At 66.8% G+C, this 22,495-nt stretch carries 24 protein-coding genes; 16 read left to right on the top strand and 8 right to left on the bottom strand.

Features of this window, described 5'->3' with window-relative positions:
• Positions 1-107: 107 nt before the first annotated feature.
• Positions 108-2,738 carry a M14 family zinc carboxypeptidase gene (locus B2747_RS07005; RefSeq protein ID WP_291158391.1) on the bottom strand — a complete coding sequence of 877 codons (2,631 nt, stop codon included), beginning with the start codon at positions 2,736-2,738 and terminating at the stop codon, positions 108-110.
• An 82-nt stretch (positions 2,739-2,820) separates the two neighbouring features.
• Positions 2,821-3,117: a putative quinol monooxygenase gene (locus B2747_RS07000; protein ID WP_343125879.1), complete on the bottom strand. Its 297-nt coding sequence runs from the start codon at positions 3,115-3,117 to the stop codon at positions 2,821-2,823.
• A 329-nt stretch (positions 3,118-3,446) separates the two neighbouring features.
• Between B2747_RS07000 and B2747_RS06995 the strand changes: the two genes are divergently transcribed.
• From B2747_RS06995 to B2747_RS06980, 4 genes are all read left to right on the top strand, one after another.
• Positions 3,447-4,703 (top strand): helix-turn-helix domain-containing protein, encoded by a 1,257-nt coding sequence (locus B2747_RS06995; protein WP_291158384.1) that lies wholly within the window; start codon positions 3,447-3,449, stop codon positions 4,701-4,703.
• A 213-nt stretch (positions 4,704-4,916) separates the two neighbouring features.
• Positions 4,917-5,474: a hypothetical protein gene (locus tag B2747_RS06990; RefSeq protein ID WP_291158381.1), complete on the top strand. Its 558-nt coding sequence runs from the start codon at positions 4,917-4,919 to the stop codon at positions 5,472-5,474.
• A gap of 80 nt (positions 5,475-5,554) precedes the next feature.
• Positions 5,555-6,142 (top strand): DUF2306 domain-containing protein, encoded by a 588-nt coding sequence (locus B2747_RS06985; RefSeq protein WP_291158378.1) that lies wholly within the window; start codon positions 5,555-5,557, stop codon positions 6,140-6,142.
• A gap of 101 nt (positions 6,143-6,243) precedes the next feature.
• Positions 6,244-6,519, top strand: coding sequence for a hypothetical protein (locus B2747_RS06980; protein ID WP_291158374.1), 276 nt, complete (start codon positions 6,244-6,246; stop codon positions 6,517-6,519).
• A 13-nt stretch (positions 6,520-6,532) separates the two neighbouring features.
• Here the strand turns inward: B2747_RS06980 and B2747_RS06975 are convergent, their stop codons facing one another.
• On the bottom strand, positions 6,533-6,928 hold the full coding sequence (locus B2747_RS06975; RefSeq protein ID WP_291158371.1) for a DUF6265 family protein: 396 nt from the start codon (positions 6,926-6,928) through the stop codon (positions 6,533-6,535).
• A gap of 261 nt (positions 6,929-7,189) precedes the next feature.
• Here B2747_RS06975 and B2747_RS06970 point away from each other — a divergent pair, with 261 nt between their 5' ends.
• Together B2747_RS06970 and B2747_RS06965 are read left to right on the top strand one after the other, a co-directional pair.
• A complete protein-coding gene (locus B2747_RS06970) occupies positions 7,190-8,089 on the top strand; it encodes a helix-turn-helix domain-containing protein (protein WP_291158368.1) in 900 nt (299 codons plus the stop codon).
• 62 nt (positions 8,090-8,151) lie between these two features.
• Positions 8,152-8,625, top strand: a complete 474-nt coding sequence (locus B2747_RS06965) for a DUF4399 domain-containing protein (protein ID WP_291158365.1) — start codon at positions 8,152-8,154, stop codon at positions 8,623-8,625.
• Between the two features lie 2 nt (positions 8,626-8,627).
• Here B2747_RS06965 and B2747_RS06960 read toward each other — a convergent pair whose 3' ends face one another.
• The 3 genes from B2747_RS06960 to hutU are packed head-to-tail and all read right to left on the bottom strand — an operon-like array spanning position 8,628 to position 12,233.
• Positions 8,628-8,897, bottom strand: a complete 270-nt coding sequence (locus B2747_RS06960; protein WP_291158363.1) for an Ada metal-binding domain-containing protein — start codon at positions 8,895-8,897, stop codon at positions 8,628-8,630.
• 46 nt (positions 8,898-8,943) lie between these two features.
• Positions 8,944-10,509: a histidine ammonia-lyase gene (gene hutH, locus B2747_RS06955; RefSeq protein WP_291158360.1), complete on the bottom strand. Its 1,566-nt coding sequence runs from the start codon at positions 10,507-10,509 to the stop codon at positions 8,944-8,946.
• Positions 10,506-12,233: a urocanate hydratase gene (gene hutU / locus B2747_RS06950; protein ID WP_291158357.1), complete on the bottom strand. Its 1,728-nt coding sequence runs from the start codon at positions 12,231-12,233 to the stop codon at positions 10,506-10,508. The genes hutH and hutU overlap by 4 nt, the downstream gene beginning before the upstream one ends.
• A gap of 70 nt (positions 12,234-12,303) precedes the next feature.
• On the opposite strand from hutU, the gene hutC reads away from it, so the two are divergent.
• The 6 genes from hutC to B2747_RS06920 are packed head-to-tail and all read left to right on the top strand — an operon-like array spanning position 12,304 to position 17,873.
• Positions 12,304-13,014 (top strand): histidine utilization repressor, encoded by a 711-nt coding sequence (hutC, locus tag B2747_RS06945; RefSeq protein ID WP_291158354.1) that lies wholly within the window; start codon positions 12,304-12,306, stop codon positions 13,012-13,014.
• Positions 13,011-13,622 (top strand): HutD family protein, encoded by a 612-nt coding sequence (locus B2747_RS06940; protein WP_291158351.1) that lies wholly within the window; start codon positions 13,011-13,013, stop codon positions 13,620-13,622. The genes hutC and B2747_RS06940 overlap by 4 nt, the downstream gene beginning before the upstream one ends.
• Positions 13,623-13,648: 26 nt before the next feature.
• On the top strand, positions 13,649-14,887 hold the full coding sequence (gene hutI / locus B2747_RS06935) for an imidazolonepropionase (RefSeq protein WP_414652188.1): 1,239 nt from the start codon (positions 13,649-13,651) through the stop codon (positions 14,885-14,887).
• A complete protein-coding gene (gene hutG / locus B2747_RS06930; RefSeq protein WP_291158347.1) occupies positions 14,884-15,717 on the top strand; it encodes an N-formylglutamate deformylase in 834 nt (277 codons plus the stop codon). The genes hutI and hutG overlap by 4 nt, the downstream gene beginning before the upstream one ends.
• Entirely contained in the window at positions 15,714-17,129 is a 1,416-nt protein-coding gene (hutF, locus tag B2747_RS06925) for a formimidoylglutamate deiminase (protein ID WP_291158345.1), read from the top strand. Before hutG ends, hutF begins: the two co-directional genes overlap by 4 nt.
• Positions 17,130-17,156: 27 nt before the next feature.
• Positions 17,157-17,873, top strand: coding sequence for a peptidylprolyl isomerase (locus tag B2747_RS06920; protein ID WP_291158343.1), 717 nt, complete (start codon positions 17,157-17,159; stop codon positions 17,871-17,873).
• Positions 17,874-17,890: 17 nt separating this feature from the next.
• Here the strand turns inward: B2747_RS06920 and sseA are convergent, their stop codons facing one another.
• Together sseA and B2747_RS06910 are read right to left on the bottom strand one after the other, a co-directional pair.
• The gene (sseA, locus tag B2747_RS06915) at positions 17,891-18,754 is read right to left on the bottom strand and encodes a 3-mercaptopyruvate sulfurtransferase (RefSeq protein WP_291158341.1); all 864 of its coding nucleotides are present in this window, start codon (positions 18,752-18,754) and stop codon (positions 17,891-17,893) included.
• An 11-nt stretch (positions 18,755-18,765) separates the two neighbouring features.
• Positions 18,766-20,175, bottom strand: coding sequence for an aldolase/citrate lyase family protein (locus tag B2747_RS06910; protein WP_291158339.1), 1,410 nt, complete (start codon positions 20,173-20,175; stop codon positions 18,766-18,768).
• Between the two features lie 113 nt (positions 20,176-20,288).
• Here B2747_RS06910 and B2747_RS06905 point away from each other — a divergent pair, with 113 nt between their 5' ends.
• From B2747_RS06905 to B2747_RS06890, 4 genes are all read left to right on the top strand, one after another.
• Positions 20,289-20,726, top strand: a complete 438-nt coding sequence (locus tag B2747_RS06905; protein WP_291158337.1) for a hypothetical protein — start codon at positions 20,289-20,291, stop codon at positions 20,724-20,726.
• 311 nt (positions 20,727-21,037) lie between these two features.
• Positions 21,038-21,400: a metalloregulator ArsR/SmtB family transcription factor gene (locus tag B2747_RS06900; RefSeq protein ID WP_343125877.1), complete on the top strand. Its 363-nt coding sequence runs from the start codon at positions 21,038-21,040 to the stop codon at positions 21,398-21,400.
• An 82-nt stretch (positions 21,401-21,482) separates the two neighbouring features.
• Positions 21,483-21,959, top strand: a complete 477-nt coding sequence (locus B2747_RS06895; RefSeq protein WP_291158333.1) for an SRPBCC domain-containing protein — start codon at positions 21,483-21,485, stop codon at positions 21,957-21,959.
• Positions 21,956-22,459: a DinB family protein gene (locus B2747_RS06890; protein WP_291158331.1), complete on the top strand. Its 504-nt coding sequence runs from the start codon at positions 21,956-21,958 to the stop codon at positions 22,457-22,459. Before B2747_RS06895 ends, B2747_RS06890 begins: the two co-directional genes overlap by 4 nt.
• Positions 22,460-22,495 lie beyond the last annotated feature (36 nt).

The following is a 22,495-nucleotide window of genomic DNA, read 5'->3' as shown; positions in this document are numbered from 1 at the left end:
TAGACATTATTCAGGACGCGACAGCTCTCTGCTGTTCTCTTGCAGTTCTCTGCACCCTTCCGTGCGTTGTCCGTGGAATCCGTGGTAATCAGTTCAAGACTGGCGGACTAAAAGGTGCCGCCAAGCAGCACGGCGTTGGCAAAGAGTGGCAGACTGCCGCGCAACTGATCGCGGTACACCGGGTCGTGCGCAAAGAGAATCACACGTCCGCGGCCCACGCTCTCGGTCCAGAGATACGGTGAGCCCGCAATGCGCGCCGCCGACTCGGGCCACCAGTAGCCGGCCAGCTTCACGCGCTCGACGGGGGCAAAGCGCACCACGGCTTCGCCCGCACGCAGATCACGCGGCACGGTGAACACGCGGTCGCTGTTGGCAAACACCGGGATCTCGCGCTCGAGCACGCCGGCCATGAGCGGGGAGAGGGTGTCGATACTGGCGCGCGCGAGTACGCCGGGCAGACTGGCCGGCAGCGGCGCGCCGCCTGCGCTGTCCGCGCGCGCGGTATCGCGGCGCACACGGGTGCGCACGAGTCCCGCACGTTCCTGCGCCGCCCAGGCAGAGGCTGCGTCGAGGGTGATGAGCACGCCACCGCCCCGCACCCAGTCCACGAGGCGCTGACGGCCCGCGTCGCCGAGGACTCGGTCGAGCGCACCGGCCTGCACGCTGGGCATGATGATGGTGGTGAACTGCGCGAGATCACCGCTGCTCACGAAGTTCGCGTCGATGAGCGCGGCCGGGTAGCCGAGTCGCTGCTCGAGCGCATACCAGCTGAAGCCGAACGAGGTGCCGTTGACGGGAGCGCCACCCAGCAGCGCGACACGCGGCCGCGTGATGGGCACGACGCTGTTGCTGCCCAGGTCAGTGCCGCTGTCCACACCAGCCGAGGGAATGGCTGCCACCGCCGCGCCGGTTTGCGCCACGTACTGCACCATGCGGTCGTGAATGTCCGCCGCGTTGGCGGCCACACGCACCACAAACGCGCCGTTGGGGAAGGCCTGACCACGCGACGTGAAGCCATAGGGCGCGTGCCACACCTTGACCGAGTCTCGCAGCAGCGCGCCCAGCAGACGAATGCTGGCCTCACTGCCCGGCGCGAAGGCATAACCGTATTGTGCACGCGGCAACCCCGCCACGCGCACGTTGGGCAGCTCGGCGGGTGCGAGTGCCGCGGGCATGGTGGGCACGGTGTGCGCGCTCACGCGATACACCAGCGGCAGCGACCAGGCGGTCATGTCGTAGAAGCGATTGCGCTGACCCGTACGACGCAGCTCGAGTTCGAACTTCACGAACGCCGAGTCGAGCGCCGCGTCGGGCTCGAGCAGTGCCTTGGCCAGGTGACCCTGCGGCTGCGAAAAATCCACCACGAAGCTGCCGGCCTTGAACGAGGCCGGCGCGGTGACGCCGGTGAAGTAGGCGCGCGCGCCGGGCAGTGTGGCGTCGGACTGCAGCTGCTTCACTTCGATGCCGTTGTCGAGCAGCTTCTGCGCCAGTGAGTCGGCGCGGCCCTGCTGATCGCGAGGAAACACCACGCCACGCATGGGGCCGCGCGCATGGACGGCCACGGCGTTTGCGCGGGCCGTGGAGTAGTCGGTGAGCAGCTCGGTGCGACGGCGCGCGCTAGTGAGCACGGTCATCCATTCGGCCGCGTAGTGCTCCCACGCCGCCTGATGCAGCGTGCGCAGCGTGCCGTCACTGCGGCGCACACTGCCACCGCTGCTCGAGGCACTTTCGAACAGCATGCCAATGGCGCCGGTGAGCATGGGCCAGCCTTCGCCGTAACCGGGATAGAAGGAGTCGTAACCCTCACGCCGGAAGTACGACCAGCCCTTTTCGTCGAATGCGCTGCCATGTGCGGCCGCGAAGATGTCGAACCACTTGGGCAGGTGCTTCGGGTTGTTCTGGTTGTCAGGCTCGCGTGGCGGCGCGAAGTAGAACGACGCACTCGAGCCCTGCTCGTGCAGGTCCACCGCCACGTGTGGCATGTAGCGCAGGAACTGCTGCACACGTCCACGCGACTCGGGGTGCGACTGCGCGTACCAGTCGCGATTGAGGTCGAAGTAGTAGTGCGACGTGCGCGGACCGGGCCAGGAGCCGGCGTTGTTGAGCGCCGAGGGATCGCTGGAGAGCCCGAGCGGCGAATAGAAGCGCGTCACGTCATGTGTGTGCCGCTCGCGGCCGTCGGGGTTCTGATTGGGATCGATGAGCACGAGCGTGCTGTCGAGCGCGAGCCGCGTGTCGGCGTCGGTACCGGCGGCGAGCTGATACAGGAGTGCAAGTCCCGCTTCGACGCCGCTGGCCTCGCCGCCGTGTACGCTGTGTGCCAGCCAGACGATGCCGGGTGTGCGCGCAATGGCGCCCTGCAGGTCGCTGGCGCCCTTGCCGCGCGGATCGGCCAGCAGCTGCGCATCGCGGCGAATGTCGTCCAGGCGGGCGAGGTTGCGCTCACTCGAGATGGCAATGAGCAGCAGCTCGCGGCCTTCGAACGAATGCGAGACGGTGTCGACCTTGACGCGCTTGCTGGTGGCGGCCACGCGCTCCACGTAGCGCATCATCTGGCGGTGCGTGGTGAAGCGACTGCCCAGCGCATGCCCGATGACCGATTCGGGCGTGGGAACGCTGGGGTCGTAGGTGGCGCCGGGGCGCGACCAGCTGTGCTGGGCTTCGAGCGGCAGCGCGGACGCCCCAATCAGGAGGCTGGCCAGCGCCATGCGACGGGCAGTGCGGGGAATGTGCGGCACGTTGAGCGCGGTGGGTTGAAGTATCCGGACGCAAAGGTGAATCGGCAGAGCGATCCGGCAGTACGACTGGACTGCGACGATTTCAGTCGGGCAGGTGCACGGACCGGTAACGCACGGCATGACGGGGTTCGGCCATCATGGGCTCCACCGCGTCGCGCCAGCGAGCGTAGTGTGCGGTGGCCTTGTGGGCCGCCGGCGCGTCGGCCGTGCGATAGGCCTCAATGAGCACGAAGCGCGTCGGGTCGTCGTCCTGCTGAATGACGTCGAAGCGCGCGACGCCGGGTTCATTCACGCTGTGCGTGGCGTTGTCGAGCGTGGCCTCGCGAAAGGCGTCCACGAATTCCGGTTTGACGTGCACGTGCACGGTGACAACGAGCATGGGCAGGGAGGCGGGGTGAGGCGCCACGGACGGCGCGGGTCACGGGGGAGTCTGATGTTCCGGGTGATCGGAACTCCGAGGCACTCAATGTTACCACCGAACGATCGACCGGACAGCTGTCCGGGTGGGCCCGCCGGCCCGTTCTGATCGTCGCGTCCGATATCACACCAACGTCCTGCACCGTCCGCGAAACGCAGACCAATGACTTACGTTGTTGCCATGTTGGCCTTGCAACGGAAGGACGTCCCCGCGGTCGCGGTGCGCGCGCATGTTCCAGTCGTCCAGATGGACGATGAGTCCGCGGTCACACCGTTCAGGTGACTGACCGCATGCGCAGTGCCCTCGTCCTACTCTCCCTGCTCGGCGGTGTGCAGGGCGTGTTCCTCGCGGCTGCCCTGAGCTTTCGCCCAACCAATCGGCGCGCGAACCGGCTGCTGGCTGCCCTGCTGCTGGCCATGGCGACCTATCTGATCGTTGGGGCCTACCATCTCGGCGGCTATGTGTCCCGCTGGCCCTGGGCCTTTGGATGGACGCATCCGCTGCCGCTGCTCTTCGGGCCGCTCGTGTATCTCTATGCGCGCCATGCGGCCGACGGGGATCGCCCGTTGCGTGCCGTGGACGCGCTTCATGTCGTGCCGGCGATTTTTCTGATTGGCTGGAGCCTGCCCGTCTATCTGCTGCCGACGAGTGAGAAGCTTGCGCTGTACGCGCAGATTCAGGCGCGACAGCTCCCGGAGATGCTGGTCCAGAATCTCTGGGCGTCGTGGTGGCTCAAGATCACTTCGGGCGCCGTGTATACGGTGGCCACCATCCGTGTGGTGCGTCAGCATCGCCGCGCGATGGAGCAGCAATACTCCTCGCTGCGCAGTGTGACACTCGATTGGTTGTTGCTGCTCTGCGTGGCGAGTGCGGCGGCGTGGGGCGTGGTCATGGCGGCGGGAGCTGCTGAACCTCTTCGCCTCGTCCCGCCTGGAACGGGTGACCAGCTCGTCACGGTCGTGATGACGGTGGCCATCTTTCTGCTGGGATATCGCGGGCTGCAGCAACCGGAAATTCATATCGTGGAGGTGCCGCCATTGGCGGACCTACCACCGGCGAGTGGACCACTGGCGCAGGAGCCACCCGTCGCTGCGCTGGACCCGGCGTCGCCCTTGCCACAATCCGGTGACCGCAACCGTGAAGGCAACAATGAACGCACTGGTGAGCGCAGCAGTCTGACCCCGGGCACGGCGCGCGCGCTCATGGACCGACTGCGTCAAACCATGGAGCAGCAGGAAGCCTGGCGTGACGCGGATCTGACGCTGGGTTCACTGGCACAGATGGTGGGCACGACGCCGCACAAGCTGTCCGAGCTCCTCAATGTGCAGATCGGTCAATCCTTTCATGACTATGTGAACGCGTTCCGGGTGGCCGAGGTTCAGCGTCGTCTGCGTGATCCGGATGAGGCCCACCGGGCCGTGCTCACCCTGGCACTCGATGCGGGCTTTGCTTCCAAGTCCACGTTCAACGCCGTCTTTCGTCGGCAGACCGGTGTCACGCCGTCTGCCTGGCGCGCGGCCCACACGCCGCCGGGGCCGACGGACTGAAATGATCGGATCGGGTCGTCGCCTGCGCGGCCCGTCCCACCCCTAGCCGATTGCAGGTCCGATTCGATCGCACGGGACGTCCACATGGACCCAATCGTGCGACCAGCGCTCGCGCTGATGATTGCTTGGCCACCACACCCGCCGCCCGTTACAGAGTCTGCGCACTCTGCAGCCGCCGGCGATGCCTGAACGGACCCCTGGCCCAGGATCACCATGCGCACCACGCTTTTCGCTCTCGTTTGCAGTTTGTGTATTCACACGCTGATACCCCGGGGGGTCTGCGCGCAGCCCACGAACTGGACGCTTGATGACCAGTTCGGACGTCCGCATGCCGCCTCGGAGTGGAAGGGCCGGACCGTCCTGCTGATTGCCGGCGCGTCGCCAGCGGCGGCGACCTTCGCGGCCTGGGGAGACGCCATTGTTGCGGCATATGGCCGCGGCCAGGCTGGCGGCGCGGACTCGCTTCCGTTCCTCGTGGTGGGTTTGGCCGACATCGGCAATGCCCCACGCGTGCTGCATCCGCTCATTCGTCTGCGTTTGCCGCGCAACCGTGCTCGGCCCGTTCTGGTGGACTACCGGGGCACCGTCTCGCGGAGCCTGGGCGTGGAACGTCTGACGTCCAATCAGATGGTGCTGGGCCCTGATGGCCAGGTGCTGCTGCACACCCGCGGCGTGCCGGTCGACACGGCGCAGGCCCGCGTGATTGCCGAAGCGCTGCGTCGCGCGGTGGAGCAAGCGGCGCGGCCTGCCGGCCAGAGAAGCACGCCGTGACCCACGCGATGCCCCCCGTCTCATGGCGCCTGCGGACGCAGCGAGCGGTTCTCACAACGCTTCGCTGGTCCGGGATCAGCGTGGCACTGTTGCTTGCGGTGGCTGTGGCCGTGCTGGCCCTGTCGCAGTACGCCTTCTACGACCCGGTCACCGATACACGTCCCACGGTGAACTTTGCGCGCCACCCGGTTGCCATCGTGTTCCACGCGGTTGGCGCGTCCTGCGCACCGCTCATCGGGCTGCTGCAACTTTCAACACGACTGCGTCGACGTTGGCGCGGTATGCACCGATGGCTGGGCCGCTTCTATCTCGTCGTCTGCGTAGGCCTGGGCGGCACAGCCGGTCTGTGGCTCGCCTTCTTTGCCTATGGCGGCACCGTGGCGCGCGTCGGTCTCGGGTTGATTGCGGTGCTGTGGTTTGGCACCAGCAGCATGGCCTATCTGGCCATCCGTGCGGGTGACGTGCAGGGCCACCGCGAATGGATGTGGCGGAGCGTGGCCGTCGCCCTGGGCGGAATAACGCTCCGAGTCTACCTGCCGGTGCTCGTGGCCAGCGGCGTGTCCTTTCTGGTGGCCTACCGGATCGTGACCTGGGCCTCGTGGGTGCCCAATCTGCTGGTCGCCGAATGGTTGGTGAGACGGTCGCGGCCCAAGCTCGTCACTTCCTGAGCTTCGTACGGCCAGGCATCTTCGACAGGCGGCATGTCACGCGCGGTCGATGTGTCCCGTCGATTCTCACTCGTCTTTCACTGGTCTTTCACCCATACGCCATGTCCAGCAACCTGCACGAGCTGTCCACGGAGACCCTGCACGCCATGCGCGGACAGATTCTGCGCTGGATCATTGGTCTGTTTGCCGTGGACGCGCTGGCCGTGGTGGCGTTTGTCGTGGTGCTGATCAACCGACCGGGCATGAACGTGGTGCCGTTCATTCCGCTCCTCATTCTTCCCGGTCTGGTGCTCACGCCTTTTCTGCTGCGTCTGACGGCCATCAAGAAGGAACTCGAGTCGCGCGGCGCTGGCGGAACGCGCGGCAGCGCCGGCTGATTCGCAGCAATACCTAACGACAGCGCGCCATCGGGATGTCCATGCCGCGCGTGCGCCCGTTGGTCACCGCGGCAATGCGCGCGACGACGGAGTCGGCACTCACGCGCCGATAGCTGATGGTCTGCGGAAAGTCGTGGGCCGGGTTCTCGAACACGGCCAGCGTGTCGGTAATGGTGGTGGCCGCAAAGGCTGTTTCCTTCTGTCCGCTGGGCAGCGCGATGTAGGACAGACGTCCGTCGTGCAGCGCAATGCGTAGCCACTCCCAGGCTCTGGTGCTTGCGCCCGCCACGGTGCGGCTCATGCCATGCATGCTGCCACCGGCCGGAGCCATCCACTGCTCCTGGGTGACACGCGCCGCGCTGCGCTGCTCCCAGCACCCGGCCAACCACTGCAGACGATGGATATCCATCGTGGCGGGTGGCGTCGAGCTTGAGCCAGCCGGTGCTTGAGCGCCGGCTCGCTCGGGGGCGAATACGCAGAGAACGGCCAGGGGCAAGAAACGCAGCGCAGAACGCATGAGTGGGGAGCAGGAGACGAGGACAGCAGGGCCAGCGGGAACCGGCCAATTCACCGTAGCTTATCGGAAACCTGCGGCGCGGCCTTGGACTTTCGCGACAGCACGCGGGAGTTTGTGTGACCCGTAGTTCACCCTCTCCCAGCCAATTCGGCGATGCAGTATCAGGAATGGCCAGCGCCGGCTGGCACCGAGCATCTGATCCGCTGTCTCTGGACATTGCAGGACGGATCCGGTGAGGCAACCACGGCAGAGGATGCTAAGGCAGAGAATGCCACGGCAGAGAATGCCGCGGCAGAAGACGCCAACACCGACGAGGCTGAGCCCGCACTGCCCGACGGCTGTCCGGAGCTGCTGCTCAACTTTGGCGACGCCTGGTGCCGCGTGGAGCGCGATGGCACCCATCGCCGGCAGCCGGTGGCGTTTCTGGTGGGCCAGATTACCGGCCCCTTCGCCGTCTATCCCACGGGGCGCGTGGACTTGCTGGCCATTCGCTTCGAACCCCACGGTGCCGCCGGGTTGTTGGACAACATGGGGGCCATCACGGACGACTGGGTTCCGCTCGCCGATGTGCCAGCCGCGAGCGACTTGTGGCGTGCGGTGATGGACAGCACACCCGCCTCCGCCACCAACACGGCCATAGCACCACAAATCGATGCCGGCCGAGTGAATGCGGTGGCACAGTGGGCGCAGCACTTTGCGGCCACGTCACGGCACGCCGATCCACAGGTGTCCGTGGTGGTACGCCAGATCATGGCCACACGCGGTGCGGCGTCGGTTGAAGACATCGCCGAGTCCGCGGGGGTTCAGTTGCGCACGCTTCAGCGGCGGTTTTTGCGGCAAGTGGGCGTGTCACCCAAGCGTTTGGCGCGCATTGTGCGTTTTCATCATGTGTGTCTGGCGTGGCGACGGGATCCGGCGTCTCTGGCCCGTGTGGCCGCTGACTGCGGCTACTGCGACGAGTCCCATCTGGTGCGTGATTTCCGCGCCTTCGTGGGGGAACCCCCGGCGTCATTCCTTCGTTCGTTGCCGACGTTCACCAGCCACTTTTTGTAGATTGCGTCGTGTGTGCTGCATTCGCAGCGCACGGCGCCACTTCCCTGTACCGAGACCTGCCTGTGCGCTCCTTTCGTTCAACCCTTACGGTGTTTGCGCTGACCAGCCTGGTTGGCGCTGCGGCCTGCGGCTCCTCCGAACAGGCGCCGGCAGACACGGCGGCTGCGGCTGCTGCTGATTCGAGCGCGATGGCCGTGTCGCCCGAAGTGCGCATCGTGTCGCCCATGGACGGCGACAGCGTGACGCTGCCGTTCACCCTGCGCCTCGAAGCGCAGGGCGTGGAAGTGGTGGCGGCCTCCGGCACGCGCGAAGAAGGCAAGGGGCATCATCACCTCATCATCAACGGCGACGTGCCGTCGGATACCCTGCCACTGCCACCGGCGCCGGTCGTCATTCACATGGGCGATGGCTCGAGCGAGCGGGTCATCGATTCACTGCCCAAGGGACCGCATCGCATCATTGCCGTGTTCGCCGACGGCGCGCATGTGCCCTGGACGACCGTGAAGCGCGATACGCTGCAGATCGTGGTGAAGTAAGGCTACGACTCCTGCGCCTTCCAGGCCTTGTAGGCCTCGGGCATGCACACGGCGCAGGGGCGATAGCCCGCCGCAATGGCGGTGGCCTCATCGGCAAAGAACACGCGCTGCTGTTCGTAGCTGCGCCCGTGTTCCATAGCGCGCCGCGCCGCCTTGCAATCAAGGCGGCCGTACGTGCGATTCTTGCGGTGGCCGCCCAGGGTGCCCTTGGTCGGGCTGGCCACCGTGCTGCCGTCGGCAGCAATCAGGCGATACAGGTGCGTGGAAGTCATCGCTACAAGCTAACCTGCCGGCGCCGGGCTGCGGCCCGACTTCCGGTCAGGTGGCCACCCAGAGTTCCGGCACGCCGGGCAGGTCGCCCCGCACATCGGCCAGGAGACCGCGCCGCACGAGTGCCATGGCCCGTTCGATGTCCGGCGCGAGATAGCGGTCTTCGGCCACAAAGGGCACTTCGGCGCGCAGCGTGGCATACACGCGCTCGAGTGCCACGGAGCTCTGCAGCGGGCGCAGGAAATCAATGCCCTGCGCCGCCGCCAGCAGCTCGATGCCGATGATGCCCGCCACATTGTCGATCATGGGCCCCAATCGTCGAGCGGCAAAGGTGGCCATGCTCACGTGATCTTCCTGATTGGCGCTGGTGGGCAGGCTGTCCACGCTGGCGGGATGCGCGAGGCTCTTGTTCTCGCTGGCCAGACTGGCCGCCGTCACGTGCGCAATCATGAAGCCACTATTGAGCCCCGCGTTGGGTGTGAGGAAGGCCGGCAGGCGTGACACCACCGGGTCGATGAGCATGGCAATGCGGCGTTCCGCAATGGCACCCACCTCGGCGATGGCCACGGCCATGGCATCGGCCGCGAGCGCAACGGGCTCCGCGTGAAAGTTGCCCCCGGACACGAGTGCCCCGTCGGCAAACACCAGCGGATTGTCCGTGACGGCATTGGCTTCGCGCAGCAGCACCAGCGCCGCATGGCGCAGCTGGTCGAGACAGGCGCCCACCACCTGCGGCTGACAACGCAGACAGTACGGATCCTGCACGCGATCATCACCGTGCAGATGGCTTTGGCGAATGGCGCTGCCGGCCAGCAGCCAGCGATAGTACTGCGCCACATCGATCTGACCGGGCTGCCCACGCAAGGCATGAATGCGCGGGTCGAAGGGGCCGTCGCTGCCACGCGCGGCATCCACCGTGAGCGCGCCCACCACGAGCGCCGACTCGAGCACGGGCTCGAAGGTGAAGAGCGCATGCAGCGCCAGCGCCGTGCTGGCCTGCGTGCCGTTGATGAGGGCGAGGCCCTCCTTGGCTTCCAGTGTGAGTGGCGTGAGACCGTGCTGCGCGAGCGCGTCCGCTGCCGGAATGCGCGCGCCGGTGGCGTTGAGACACTCGCCCTCGCCCATGAGTGCAAGCGTGAGGTGCGAGAGTGGCGCGAGATCGCCACTGGCGCCCACGCTGCCCTGCGATGGAATGCAGGGCACGAGCCCCGCGTTGTAGGCGGCGACCAGGCGTTCGATGACCACGGGCCGTACGCCGCTGTGTCCACGCGCCAGACTGGCCACCTTGAGCGCCAGCATGAGTCGCACGACGGCTGCTGTCATGGGCACGCCAACACCCACGCTGTGGCTGCGAATGAGATTGCGCTGCAGCGCCGCCAGATCGTCAGCGGCAATGCGTGTGGACGCGAGTTTGCCAAAGCCCGTGTTGACACCGTACACCGCTTCGTCGCCTGCGGCGGCCTGCTGCACGACGGCGGCGCTGGTGGCAATGCCCGCCTGCGCCGACGGGTCGATGCGCATGGTCACCTGGCCGCGGTGCAAGGCCTGCAACTCGTCGAGCGTGAGCGCGCCTGGGCGCACCTGCAACGTGGGCCGTGCCGAGGTGTGGCTCATGCGTGCGTCACCATGGGAAGATTGAGTTGCTGCGCGCGCGCCCAGTCGCGCGCCGCGTCGTAGCCTGCATCGGCATGACGCATGACGCCGGTGGCCGGATCGTTCCACAGCACACGCGCGATGCGCTCGTCGGCCTCGGGTGTACCGTCGCACACGATGACGACCCCACTGTGCTGACTGTAGCCCATGCCCACGCCGCCGCCATGATGCAGACTCACCCACGTCGCGCCGCTGGCCGTGTTGAGCAGGGCATTGAGCAGCGGCCAGTCACTCACGGCATCACTGCCGTCCAGCATGGCCTCGGTTTCGCGGTTGGGGCTGGCCACGCTACCGCTGTCGAGATGATCGCGTCCGATGACAATGGGCGCTTCGAGCTCGCCGCTCCGCACCATGGCGTTGAACGCCAGCCCGGCACGGTGTCGGTCGCCGAGGCCAATCCAGCAGATGCGCGCCGGCAGACCCTGATACGCAATGCGTGAGCCGGCCATGTCCAGCCAGCGATGCAGATGCACATTGTCCGGGAAGAGCTCCTTCATCTTCGCATCGGTCTTGCGGATGTCCTCGGGGTTGCCCGAGAGCGCCACCCAGCGGAAGGGACCGATGCCGCGGCAGAAGAGCGGCCGCACATAGGCCGGCACGAAGCCGGGAATGTCGAAGGCGTTGCGCACGCCGGCGTCGAAGGCCACCTGGCGAATGTTGTTGCCATAGTCCACCGTGGGCACGCCCGCCTCGCGGAAAGCCAGCATGGCGCGCACATGCGAGGCGCAGCTCGTGGCGGCTGCATCACGCAACACCGCGTGCTGCGACGCATCCTGCTGCGCTGCCTGCCACTGCTCCACACTCCAGCCCAGCGGCAGGTAGCCGTGCACGAGGTCGTGTGCACTGGTCTGATCGGTGACGAGATCCGGACGCACCCCTCGGCGCACCAATTCAGGCAGCAGCTCAGCCGCGTTGCCGAGCAGCGCCACGCTCACGGCGCGGCCTTCGGCGGTGTAGCGAGCCATGCGGGCCAGCGCGTCGTCGAGGTCACGCGCCTGCTCATCGACATAACGACTGCGCAGCCGGAAATCGATGCGGCTCTGCTGACATTCAATGGTGAGACTGCTGGCGCCGGCAAACGACGCGGCCAGCGGCTGCGCGCCGCCCATGCCGCCCAGGCCGGCGGTGAGAATCCAGCGTCCCGAAAGCGAGCCGCCGTAATGCTGCCGGCCCGCCTCCACGAAGGTCTCGTAGGTGCCCTGCACGATGCCCTGACTGCCGATGTAGATCCAGCTGCCGGCCGTCATCTGGCCGTACATCATGAGTCCCTTGCGATCGAGCTCGTGAAAGTGCTCCCAGGTGGCCCAGCGTGGCACGAGGTTGCTGTTGGCTAGGAGCACGCGTGGTGCATTCTCGTGTGTGCGGAACACGCCCACCGGTTTGCCGCTCTGCACCAGCAGCGTTTCGTCGGGCTTGAGCGCGCGCAGGCTCTCGAGCAGCGCATCAAAGCAGGCCCAGTTGCGGGCGGCCTTGCCGATCCCGCCGTACACCACCAGCGCGTCGGGATTCTCGGCCACCTCCGGGTCGAGATTGTTCTGCAGCATGCGGTAGGCGGCTTCGATGAGCCAGTTTGCGCAGTGCAGGGCCGTGCCGCGTGGGGCGCGGACGGGACGCGGCCCCGAGGCGCTCGACAAGAGCGAAGCGGGGTTCGTCCCGGCGGGGACTTCCGAAGCGGTGCTGGACATGGGACCGGGGGTGAAGGGCGTCCGTGCAATCGTACTTGTCTAGACAAGTCGCGGCAAGTAGCATCAGGACATGGCCACCACCACGCCAGCGCCGTATCGACGCGTCAAACAGTTTCTCAAGCAGGGGCTGGCCCGCGGCCGCTGGGCCCCCGGTGCGCTCATGCCGTCGGAAGCGGAATTGGTGGCGCGCTTTGCCGTCAGCCGCATGACCGTGAATCGTGCGCTCAAGGAGCTGCAGGCGGAGGGGCTGGTGGAGCGTGTGCAGGGTGTGGGTACCTTTGCCCGCAGTCTGCATGCGGTGAGCAGCACGCTCACCATCACCGATGTGCACGAAGAGATTCTCGCGCGTGGTCACTCACACGAGGCGTTGGTGCATCTCGCGCGCGAGGAAGAGGCGAGTGCCGCCGTTGCCGCGCAACTTGCGCTGCAGCCTGGCGCGCCGGTGTATCACACGCGCATTGTGCATCTGGAGAACGGGGTGCCGCTGCAGTGTGAGGATCGCTGGGTGAACCCGGCCGAATGTCCGGCGTACCTGCAGCACGACTTCACGCAGGTCACGCCCACGCAGGTGCTGTTCGCAAACACGCAACTGTGGCGGGCGGCGTACCATATCGAAGCCACGCGTCCCTCACGCACCGAAGCGCGGCTGCTCGAAATTCCCGGCGACGCGCCCTGTCTGGTGGTGGTGCGTCGCACCTTCAGTCGCACGGCCCCCATCACGCTGGTGCGATTGGTACACCCCGGAGACCGCTACATGCTGCAGGGAGAGTTCACGCCATGACGCCTGCCAGCGCCCCATCCCGATCGCTGCTGCATGTGGTGTCGCGCGAGAACGTGGAACCCACGCCGTGGCGCAACGGCGGCGGCACGACACAGGAGCTGCTGGTTTGGCCGCAGCCCGAGGGTTGGCAGCTTCGGGTGAGTGTGGCGCGCATCGATCGCGATGGCCCCTTCAGCGAGTTTCCCGGCGTGCGCCGCTGGTTCACCGTACTCGATGGCGCGGGCGTGGCGCTGACCTGGCCCACGCGTACACGCCGCCTGCTGCGCGGCGACGAGGGGGTCACCTTCGACGGCGCCGACGCGCCCGACTGCCAGTTGCTGCGCGGCCCCACCACCGATCTCAACGTCATGTGGGACGCGCGTCTGCCCGTGCATGGTGTGCAACGCGTGGTCCCCGGCATGGCGTGGACCGCCTCGGCGCAGTGGCGTGGTGTGTACGTGGACGCCGCCTGCAGTCTGCAGGTTGGCAGCGAGATGGATGCCGAGGTGCTGGCTTTGCCACGAGGCACGTTGGTGTGGCGTGACGGCGCTCGGAATGACGCGTGGTGCATTCGCAGCGCGGAACCACTGCGCGCGTGGTGGATGTGGGCCTCGCCCGTCGCACCGTGACGCTGGACGGGACCGATACGGTGCCGGTGACGCCGCGGCGGAGACTGTGGCGCGGCGTCGCCCTGGCCACCTTTGCCGACGCAAGCAGCGGCGGCGCAGGTGCGGATGCGCCCTACGGCCTGATCGCACAGGGCGCCGTGATCACGGAAGGTGCCAACATTGTGTGGGTAGGCCGCGAGTCTGAGCTCCCGGCCCATGCGGCAGTTGACGAAGAGTACGACGGAGGCGGGGCGCTGCTGACTCCGGGACTCATCGACGCGCACACACACCTCGTGTATGGTGGCGATCGTGCAACGGAGTTCGAGCAGCGGCTGCAGGGGGTCAGCTACGAGGACATCGCGCGCGCCGGTGGTGGCATCATGTCCACGGTGCGCGCCACGCGCAGCGCCACGGAGTCGCAGCTGCTCGAGCAGGCGACGGCCCGCGCCACCGCCTTGCTGCACGAGGGGGTGACAACCCTCGAGATCAAGTCGGGCTATGGCTTGAGTGCAGAGCACGAGCGCCGCAGTCTGACGGTGGCGCGGCGTATCGCCGAGACCTTGCCGCTTACCGTGCGCACCACGTCGCTGGCCCTGCATGCGTTGCCGCCGGAGTTTGCCGGTCGCGCGGACGACTACGTGACCGAGTCCATCGCATGGCTGCGGGCGCAGCATGCCGAGGGGCTGGTGGACGCCGTGGACGCCTTCTGCGAGCGCATTGCGTTCTCGCCGGCGCAGGTGGCGCGCGTCTTTGCGGTGGCGCGTGAGCTCGGATTGCCGGTCAAGTTGCACGCGGAACAACTGAGCGACAGCGGCGGCACACAAATGGCCGCGGAGTTTGCTGCGCTCAGTTGTGATCATCTCGAGTACTTGAGCGCAAACGGCGTACAGGCCATGCGCCGCAGTGGGTCGGTGGCTGTGTTGCTGCCGGGCGCGTACTACATGCTGCGCGAAACGCAGTTGCCACCGATTGCTGCGCTTCGGGAGGCCGGCGTGCCGATGGCCATTGCCACCGATCACAATCCCGGTACGTCACCCACCCTCAGCTTGCAGCTCATGCTCAACATGGCCTGCACGCTGTTTCGCCTCACACCGGAAGAGGCCTGGCGCGGGGTGACGGTGCACGCGGCGCGGGCGCTGGGCCTGCATGATCGCGGACGACTGATGCCGGGATTGCGCGCCGACGTCGCGCTCTTCGACGCCGCGCATCCTCGCGATTTGGCGTATCGCATCGGGGGGACCGCCTGCCGCCGGGTGATCATCGCGGGGCAGGAGGTTGCCCTGTGACACCTGCTGCGAACGGACACAATGCCAACCGCCCACATGTACTGGAGGGCGGCTCACCGCTGGTCATCAGTCTGCCGCACGTGGCTACCGCCCTTCCGGTAGATCAGCAGCATCGCTACACACCGCGCGCGCTCGAAGTGGAAGACACCGATTGGCACCTCGATCGCCTCTACGGGTTTGCGCATGCGCTGGGTGCTACGCTGCTGGTGCCTCGATGGAGCCGCTACCTCATTGATCTCAACCGACCGCCGCAGGATACGCCCATGTATCCCGGGCAGAACAACACCGAACTCTGCCCCACACGGCACTTTTCCGGTGAGCCCCTCTACCGCGACGGCCTGGCGCCTGACGCGACGGAAATCCAGCGGCGCATCGACAGCTACTGGCAGCCCTATCACGACACCCTGCGCGCCGTGCTCGATGCGCGGCGTGCCACGCATGGTTTTGCGGTGCTCTTCGACGCGCACAGCATCATGAGCGAAGTGCCGTGGTTGTTCGATGGCATCCTCCCCAACTTCAGCCTCGGCACTGCCAGTGGCAGCAGTTGTGCGCCGACGCTGCGTGATGCACTCGGCGATACGCTGCTGCGTTTTCCCCAGTTCTCGCAGGTGGTGGACGGCCGCTTCAAGGGCGGCTACATCACGCGGCACTATGGACGTCCGGCAGATGGTGTGCACGCGGTGCAACTGGAGATGGCCTGTCGCACGTACATGTTGGAAGCCGCGCCGTTCGCTTGGAGTGAGGTGCTGGCGGCACAGGCTCGTCCGGCACTCGAGGCGTTTGTGCACACGCTGCGGCACTTCCGGCCCGAACCCGCCGCGGCGTCATGAACAAGTCCATGAGCAACTCCATGAGCAACTCCATAGGCCATGCCCCGACCTTCTGGGCGCCATGGGCGTTTGTAGACGGGCGGTGGCAGCAGGATGTGCTGCTGACCGCAAACGAGCACGGTGCGTGGACGAGTATTCAGGCGCAGTCCTCCTGTCCTGCGCATGCGCAGCGTTTGCAAGGCGCGCTGCTGCCCGGTGTGGTGAACGCGCACAGTCACGCCTTTCAGCGCGCCTTTGCCGGACTCACAGAGCGTCGACACGCGCAGCACGACGACTTCTGGAGCTGGCGCGACCGCATGTATCAGGTGGCGTTGCAGCTCACGCCCGATGATGTACGGGTGGTGGCCCGCCATCTGTACGCCGAGCTGCTCGCCGGTGGCTTCACACACACCTGCGAGTTCCACTACCTGCACCACGACCGGAACGGCCGCCCCTACGCACAGCCGGCGGCCATGATGGAAGCACTGGCCGCGGCGGCGTCCGAGGTGGGCATGACGCTCACGCTGCTGCCCGTGCTGTATCAGCGTGCGGGGTTCACGTCGGCCACGCTGCGTGAAGACCAGCGGCGCTTTGCGACGTCGGTGGACGATGTGCTCATGCTGCGCGATGTGGTGCGAGGCTGGCGATTGCCGCAGGTGACGGCGGGTGTGGCCATTCACTCGCTGCGGGCGGCGACACCGGACGCGATGGCGCAACTGGCCTCGGCCGTGCACGACGATGCGGCGCCACTGCATGTGCACGTGGCAGAGCAGCAGGCCGAGGTGACGCAGTGTGTTGAGGCTACGGGCAAGCGACCTCTCGAGTGGCTGGCCGCATCGGGCTGGCTCAACGCACGGTGGCATATCGTGCATGCCACGCACTCGCTGCCCGAGGAAGTAGACGCGGTGGCCGCGAGCGGCGCTGGGGTGGTGCTCTGTCCCGGCACGGAAGCCAACCTTGGCGACGGCGTGTGTGACCTTGAAGGATGGCTGCGGTCCAACACGCCCCTCAGCATCGGCACCGACAGTCATGTCACGCGGGCCTGGCCGCAGGAGTTGCAGTTGCTGGAGTACGGGCAGCGGCTGGCCAAACAGCGGCGCAACGTGGCCGCCGATGCTGCGCAGGAGCCGTCGACCGCAGCCCGTCTGTTCGGTCGCGTGCTGCACGGTGGCGCCGTGGCGGCGGGTTGCACGTCTATTGGCTTCGTGCCGGGCGCACGGGCCGACTTTGTGGTGATCGATATGCAGCAGCCGGCCTTGTGCGGCGTGCCGGCCACGTACCTGCTCGACGCCCTGGTATTCAGTGGCGCGGCCGCGCCGTTTGCAGAAACCTGGGTGGGCGGGCGGCGCGCGGGATACACGACGAGCGAGGCGCAGATGGGCGCTCACGAGACCATGCATGGGGTCATGCAGCGCCTGCACCACGCCATCTGATACGTGCCGCCGGCGTAGATTGTGGGTATGCGCCGTGCTCCCATTGCTCTCCTGACCGCTGCCCTGACCGTTTCGGCGGCCTGCGGGCCGCGTGAAACTGCGTCAACCGACGGCGCCTCGACGGACCGCGTCGAAGCCACCGCGAGCGTTCCCGGACCGCAGGCCACCTTGCCGCGCGCGCCCGATCGCTACCGCGTGCGCATGGAAACCACCAAGGGCGCGTTTGTCATTGCGGTGGATCGTGCACTCGCGCCACGCGGTGCCGATCGCTTCTTCGAGTTGGTGTCCAACGGATTCTTCCGCGACGTGGCCTTCTATCGCATGGTGCCGGGCTTCATTGCGCAATTCGGCATGCATGGCACCCCGTCGGTGCATGACCAGTGGCGCGACGCCACCATTGCCGACGACCCCATGCGCACCGGCAATGTGAAAGGCACCGTGGCCTTTGCCGCCAACGGCCCCAACTCCCGTAGCACGCAGTTGTTCATCAGCCTCGAGGACAACCGTCGCAAGCTCGATGGGCAGAAGGTGTTTGCCCCCATCGGCCGTGTGGAAGAGGGCATGGACGTGGTAGAGCGCCTCAACATGGAGTACGGCGAAGAGCCCAACTACGTGCGCATCGCGCGCCAGGGCAACACCTACCTGGCACGCTGGTTTCCGGCTCTCGACTACATCCGGTCCGCCACGGTGATGACGGACCCAGTGCTGGCAGAACCTGCGCCCGCAAAGCCACCGACGCCGTAGTCGTTGAGTACCGTCGTTTACTGCGCGGGCCCGGTCTCCACTGGCGTATCGGTCTGACTGCCCCACTCGGTCCAGCTCCCGTCGTACAGCGCCGTGTGTGATGCACCGGCGACATCGAGCGCGAGCAGCACCGCGCAGGCCGTAAGGCCACTGCCGCAGCTGGCGACAATGGGCGCATCGAGTTGCACGCCCTGCGTGGAGAAGATCTCGCGCAGTGCATCGGGTGCGCGCAGGGTGCCGTCGGCGGTCACCAGCGAGGCATAGTGCACATTGCGGGCGCCCGGAATGTGTCCGCCGCGCACACCGGCGCGCGGCTCGGCTTCAGACGCGGTGAATCGTCCGCTGCTGCGCGCATCCACCACCTGCTCGGCGTGCGACGCGAGATTGGCGCGCATGGCATGCAGGTCCCGCCAGCGTGCGGCATCGAACTGCGGCGTGAACTGGGCCGGCATCGGCGTTGGCACCTCGGTGGTGACGGGTCGCTCCTCGCGCTGCCACTTGGGGAAGCCCCCGTCGAGCACGGCCACGCGGGTGTGACCCATGCTGCGCAGCATCCACCACACGCGCGGTGCGCTGAAATGCTGGCCGGAGCCGTCGTAAACCACCACGGCGTGCTCGTTGCCAATGCCGAACGCAGCAAAACGCGCCGCGAGTACATCGGGTGCCGGCAACGTGTGGGGAAATGGTGCCGCTTCGTCACTCAGCGCATCGATGTCCGCAAACACGCTGCCCGGAATGTGCGCCGCTGCGTACTCGGCGCGCGCATTGCGGCCGGCTGAAGCCAGATAGGTGCTGGCATCCACGATGCGCAGCAGCGGCTCCTGCAGATGCGCCGCCAGCCACTCGGTGGACACCAGCGGTGTGGGAAGGTGAAGGCTCATGATCGGGCGCGTTACGGGGTGGGAGAGGTCGCGCCCCAGGGCGCAGGCGGCGGGGTCACCGGTTTGGTGAGGTCGAAGTCCACGCGGAATCGGCGATCGCTGCCCTCGCGCCGCAACTGATAGCTGAACTGCGTCGCGCTCACTTCCACGGTCCACACATTGCTGCGGGCCGCCGGAATGAGAGTGGCCGTGTGGGCATCGGCGGCAAATTCCATGCGTGCCGCGGTACCGGTCGGGCGCGCCATGCCACCGTATTGGGTCACGCGGTCTTCGCTGCCGTCGGCGTGACGATGATCGTGCTTGAGTTGCACACCGCCATTGGCGGTTCGAGTGAACACCCAGGTGCGCGACCGGTCATCGCCCACATGAAACGGCACCCGAACGGTGTCGCCGCAGCCGCGCACATGCATCACGAGACGCTTGCCCTGCATGGCGGTGTCCGCCGCCTGCGGATTGACGAGCTGCCCCTCGTAGGCCTTGCCGCAATGCGCGCGCAGGTTCTCGAGAAAGGCCAGCGACGTAGTGGACGTTGACGCATCACCAGACGGCGCTGCCGGCACCGTGCGACCCACCCGCGGCAGGCCATCACGAATGATGGGCTCCACCTGCGCCACACTGCCGGAGAGCAGAATGCCACGATACTTGCGCGTGAGCCGGTCCTGCAGCGTAGCGGCCGTGGCCGTCATCATGCTGGGCATGCCGCGCGCCTCGCCCGCGTCGCGCACGCGCTGGCAGGCGGCTTCCGCGCCCGGACCATCGCCGCCCATGTCGCGTGTCAGACTGCCAATGCCGCAGCTCAGCAGACTGTATCCCGGTACGGCGGCAATGTCCTGCATGACCGCGACGGCGCCCTTGTCCTCAATCATGAGCATCGCGACGATGCGTCCGTTCGGATTGCGCGGCGACCACACATCAGCTTTCGCGGCGGCAAAGAAGCTCACCGCCAGTCGTGCTTCGTCGGCGCTGCGCACGTGCGGAATGACGACCCCGTCCGCGCCGAGCGCGAGCACCTGCGCCACACGCGCCTTCGTGCTGTCGGCGCCGGCGGCTTCGATGGTGGGAATGCGCACGAGCAGCGTGGGCCGTCGCGTGGCGTTCGCAGCCTTGAGCCCGGCGACCATGGCCCGCACGGCGTCGACGTCGTAGCGGCCCTCGAGATTGAGAAAGAGATAGTCCAGCAGCGGATTGCTGCCGAGGGTGCGCGCGCCGGCTTCGGTGTAGAGTGGCGGCAGGCGGTTGCCCTGGGCGTCGGTGGCGCCAGGCGCCCGTTCACTGGGCACGAACATGCCAAACGCGGTCTGACCGCTCTTCCATAACGTCAGCGCCGAGCTGGCGGTCTGCGCCTCAAGTGACCCGAAATCGATCAAGCCGGGTACACTGATGGCAGCGAGTGCCGTGACCCCCACCCATCTCCTGAACATCGCGCGCCTCGTTCGTTGCCCTGTGTTCGACGCACCGCGCCAAGTGGCGGTGCGCGCATGCAGGCCAAGATGCATCCCGCTCACCCCGCCCGCCAATGCGCCCGCTCCGTCTGATGCCGCTCCTCCTCCCCGCGTTGGCCGCCAGCTGCTCGTTTTCCGATACGCTGTGCGCCTGCTCGTCGCCACCACCGATCTCGCATGTGGTTGCAGGTCAGGCCCGGTACGCCGACAACTCGGCAGCGTCTGGGCTCCTCATCCGCGCCGTGTATTTCGATCGCGAGTGCGGAACCAGCACGGTGCTGCCCCAGCTGCATGGCGAGGAGGTGCGGACCGACCGCAACGGACGGTTTGTCCTGCCAACTTCTCCGTACAGCACCAGCGGCGCGCCGCTCGACAGCGTCTGTGTGCGAGTGAGCGCCTACATCGCACCGGAAACCAGTGCTGACCTGGGTTCGGTGGAACGTGGCCCGATCCGCATCCGTCCTTCGGGCGTGCAACGTCCGGATACGCTGCAGGTGAGTCTGACGGTGCGTCGGTTCGGGGTTCCCTGAGACTCAAGTCACTCGACCGGCCCTCGCGGCGACGGCGACATCGTCAACAGCTCACGCTGAGGGACGGAGTGCGGAGACCCCGCAGAGCACCGCGGTCGTGGCGGAACAGCCTTGACGCGGATTTCGCGGATGGGGCGGAAACACCACGGATTGAACAGCAGTCAAGAAACGAGTGACCCTGTATTCCTCTCTGCGCCCCCTGCGCCCTCGTTTTCTCTGCGTGAGCTGTTGGCGATCTCGCGGCCGTCACGAGTGTCGGTGAAGAAAACGGAAACATTGCCGCTTGACATAAAGAGTAAGTTATATAACATATGTGTTATATGATCGCCTCCCCCGACGTTCTCGATGCCACCTTCGCTGCGCTCGCCGACCCGACGCGTCGCGCCATCCTCACCCGCTTGGCGCGCGGTGAGGCCACGGTGATGGAACTGGCCGAGCCCTTTGCCATGTCGCAGCCGGCCATCTCCCGCCACATCAAGGTGCTCGAGACGGCTGGTCTGGTGGTGCGGCGCGTTGAAGGTGCCACGCGACCTGTGCGTCTGGCCGACAACGGCCTGCGCGCGGCCGATCGCTGGCTCGACAAACTGCGCGCCGCCCTCGAGGGCAACTACGCCCGACTCGACGCGGTACTGGCGGCCATGCCACCTGAGCCAACACGTCGTCGGCGCAACTGACACACGGGCGGCCAGCGCGCAGGGTCTGCCGTCGGCAACACAATCACTCCCCACTCCCTTACCCACCACCCCCGGAGCTCACATGCCCCCGTTGTCCCTTCGCCTCATTGGCGACACGCAGGTTGAAGTGGTGCGTCACTTCGACGCCTCACCCGCGCAGGTGTACCGTGCGCACACGGACCCGGACATCATGCCGCTCTGGCTCACCGGGCCCGATGGCTGGCGCATGACGGAATGTGTGTCCGATCTGCGGCCGGGTGGTGGCATTCGCTTCGCCTGGGCCGATGACCACGGCGCCGGCTTTCATCTCACCGGCGAATACCTCGAAATCGAGCCGGGTGCACGCATCGTGCATGTGGAGCGCATGTTCCTGCCCGACCCGACACCCGACAATCGCGTGGAGACGCGCTTCGAGGCAGACGGCCGTGGCACGCGGCTGGTGATGACGATGACCGTGCCCAGCGCCGAGGTACGGAAGGCCATGCTGGATACGGGCATGGCGGTGGGCATGGAAGCCAGCTATGCGCGTCTTGAGACGCGTGTGCTGACGGCCGTATGAGCCACACGACACGCGCCGCGTTTCTGGCCGCGCAGTTGGGCAGTGAAGCGGAGAAGACGCGGCGTCATCTCGAACGCCTGCCCGATGACCACTGGTCGTGGAAGCCGCACGAGAAGTCGTCCTCACTGGGTCAGCTGGCGTCGCACCTCGTGGACTGTCTGCACTTTGCCCGCTTGGTGTTCAGCGAGGATCGCAGCAACATCGATCTCTCCACCTGGCGCCCGTTCCGCGCCGCATCGCGCGACGCGCTGCTGGCCGCCTACGACGGGGCGGTGTCGCAGGCGCTCGAGGCCATGGCCACGCATGTCGATCAGGACGCGCGCGGGACCTGGGAGATGGCCGTCAATGGCACGGTGCGCATTCGCCGCGACCGGGAGTCGGCCTTTGCCGACATGACGCTGCATCACCTCATCCATCATCGCGGGCAGCTCACCGTGTACCTGCGATTGCTGGAGGTGCCGGTGGCGTCCACGTATGGTCCCACCGCCGACGAGGCGTGATACGTCTGGCGTGATACGTCTGGCGTGATACCTAAG

Origin of the sequence: Gemmatimonas sp. UBA7669 (genome assembly GCF_002483225.1) — a bacterium.
Taxonomy (GTDB): domain Bacteria; phylum Gemmatimonadota; class Gemmatimonadetes; order Gemmatimonadales; family Gemmatimonadaceae; genus Gemmatimonas.
Note: the sequence above shows the minus strand (reverse complement) of the source record. Positions and strands in the feature narration are given on the sequence as shown.

Coding starts and splice junctions, on each gene's coding strand:
- B2747_RS07000 (WP_343125879.1), bottom strand. CDS start 3,117: ATGCTCGTTGTCACCGTGCACGTGCACGTCAAACCGGAATTCGTGGAC.
- B2747_RS06995 (WP_291158384.1), top strand. CDS start 3,447: ATGCGCAGTGCCCTCGTCCTACTCTCCCTGCTCGGCGGTGTGCAGGGC.
- B2747_RS06990 (WP_291158381.1), top strand. CDS start 4,917: ATGCGCACCACGCTTTTCGCTCTCGTTTGCAGTTTGTGTATTCACACG.
- B2747_RS06980 (WP_291158374.1), top strand. CDS start 6,244: ATGTCCAGCAACCTGCACGAGCTGTCCACGGAGACCCTGCACGCCATG.
- B2747_RS06975 (WP_291158371.1), bottom strand. CDS start 6,928: ATGGATATCCATCGTCTGCAGTGGTTGGCCGGGTGCTGGGAGCAGCGC.
- B2747_RS06970 (WP_291158368.1), top strand. CDS start 7,190: ATGCAGTATCAGGAATGGCCAGCGCCGGCTGGCACCGAGCATCTGATC.
- B2747_RS06960 (WP_291158363.1), bottom strand. CDS start 8,897: ATGACTTCCACGCACCTGTATCGCCTGATTGCTGCCGACGGCAGCACG.
- hutH (WP_291158360.1), bottom strand. CDS start 10,509: ATGAGCCACACCTCGGCACGGCCCACGTTGCAGGTGCGCCCAGGCGCG.
- hutU (WP_291158357.1), bottom strand. CDS start 12,233: ATGTCCAGCACCGCTTCGGAAGTCCCCGCCGGGACGAACCCCGCTTCG.
- hutC (WP_291158354.1), top strand. CDS start 12,304: ATGGCCACCACCACGCCAGCGCCGTATCGACGCGTCAAACAGTTTCTC.
- B2747_RS06940 (WP_291158351.1), top strand. CDS start 13,011: ATGACGCCTGCCAGCGCCCCATCCCGATCGCTGCTGCATGTGGTGTCG.
- hutF (WP_291158345.1), top strand. CDS start 15,714: ATGAACAAGTCCATGAGCAACTCCATGAGCAACTCCATAGGCCATGCC.
- B2747_RS06920 (WP_291158343.1), top strand. CDS start 17,157: ATGCGCCGTGCTCCCATTGCTCTCCTGACCGCTGCCCTGACCGTTTCG.
- sseA (WP_291158341.1), bottom strand. CDS start 18,754: ATGAGCCTTCACCTTCCCACACCGCTGGTGTCCACCGAGTGGCTGGCG.
- B2747_RS06910 (WP_291158339.1), bottom strand. CDS start 20,175: ATGTTCAGGAGATGGGTGGGGGTCACGGCACTCGCTGCCATCAGTGTA.
- B2747_RS06905 (WP_291158337.1), top strand. CDS start 20,289: ATGCCGCTCCTCCTCCCCGCGTTGGCCGCCAGCTGCTCGTTTTCCGAT.
- B2747_RS06900 (WP_343125877.1), top strand. CDS start 21,038: ATGTGTTATATGATCGCCTCCCCCGACGTTCTCGATGCCACCTTCGCT.
- B2747_RS06895 (WP_291158333.1), top strand. CDS start 21,483: ATGCCCCCGTTGTCCCTTCGCCTCATTGGCGACACGCAGGTTGAAGTG.
- B2747_RS06890 (WP_291158331.1), top strand. CDS start 21,956: ATGAGCCACACGACACGCGCCGCGTTTCTGGCCGCGCAGTTGGGCAGT.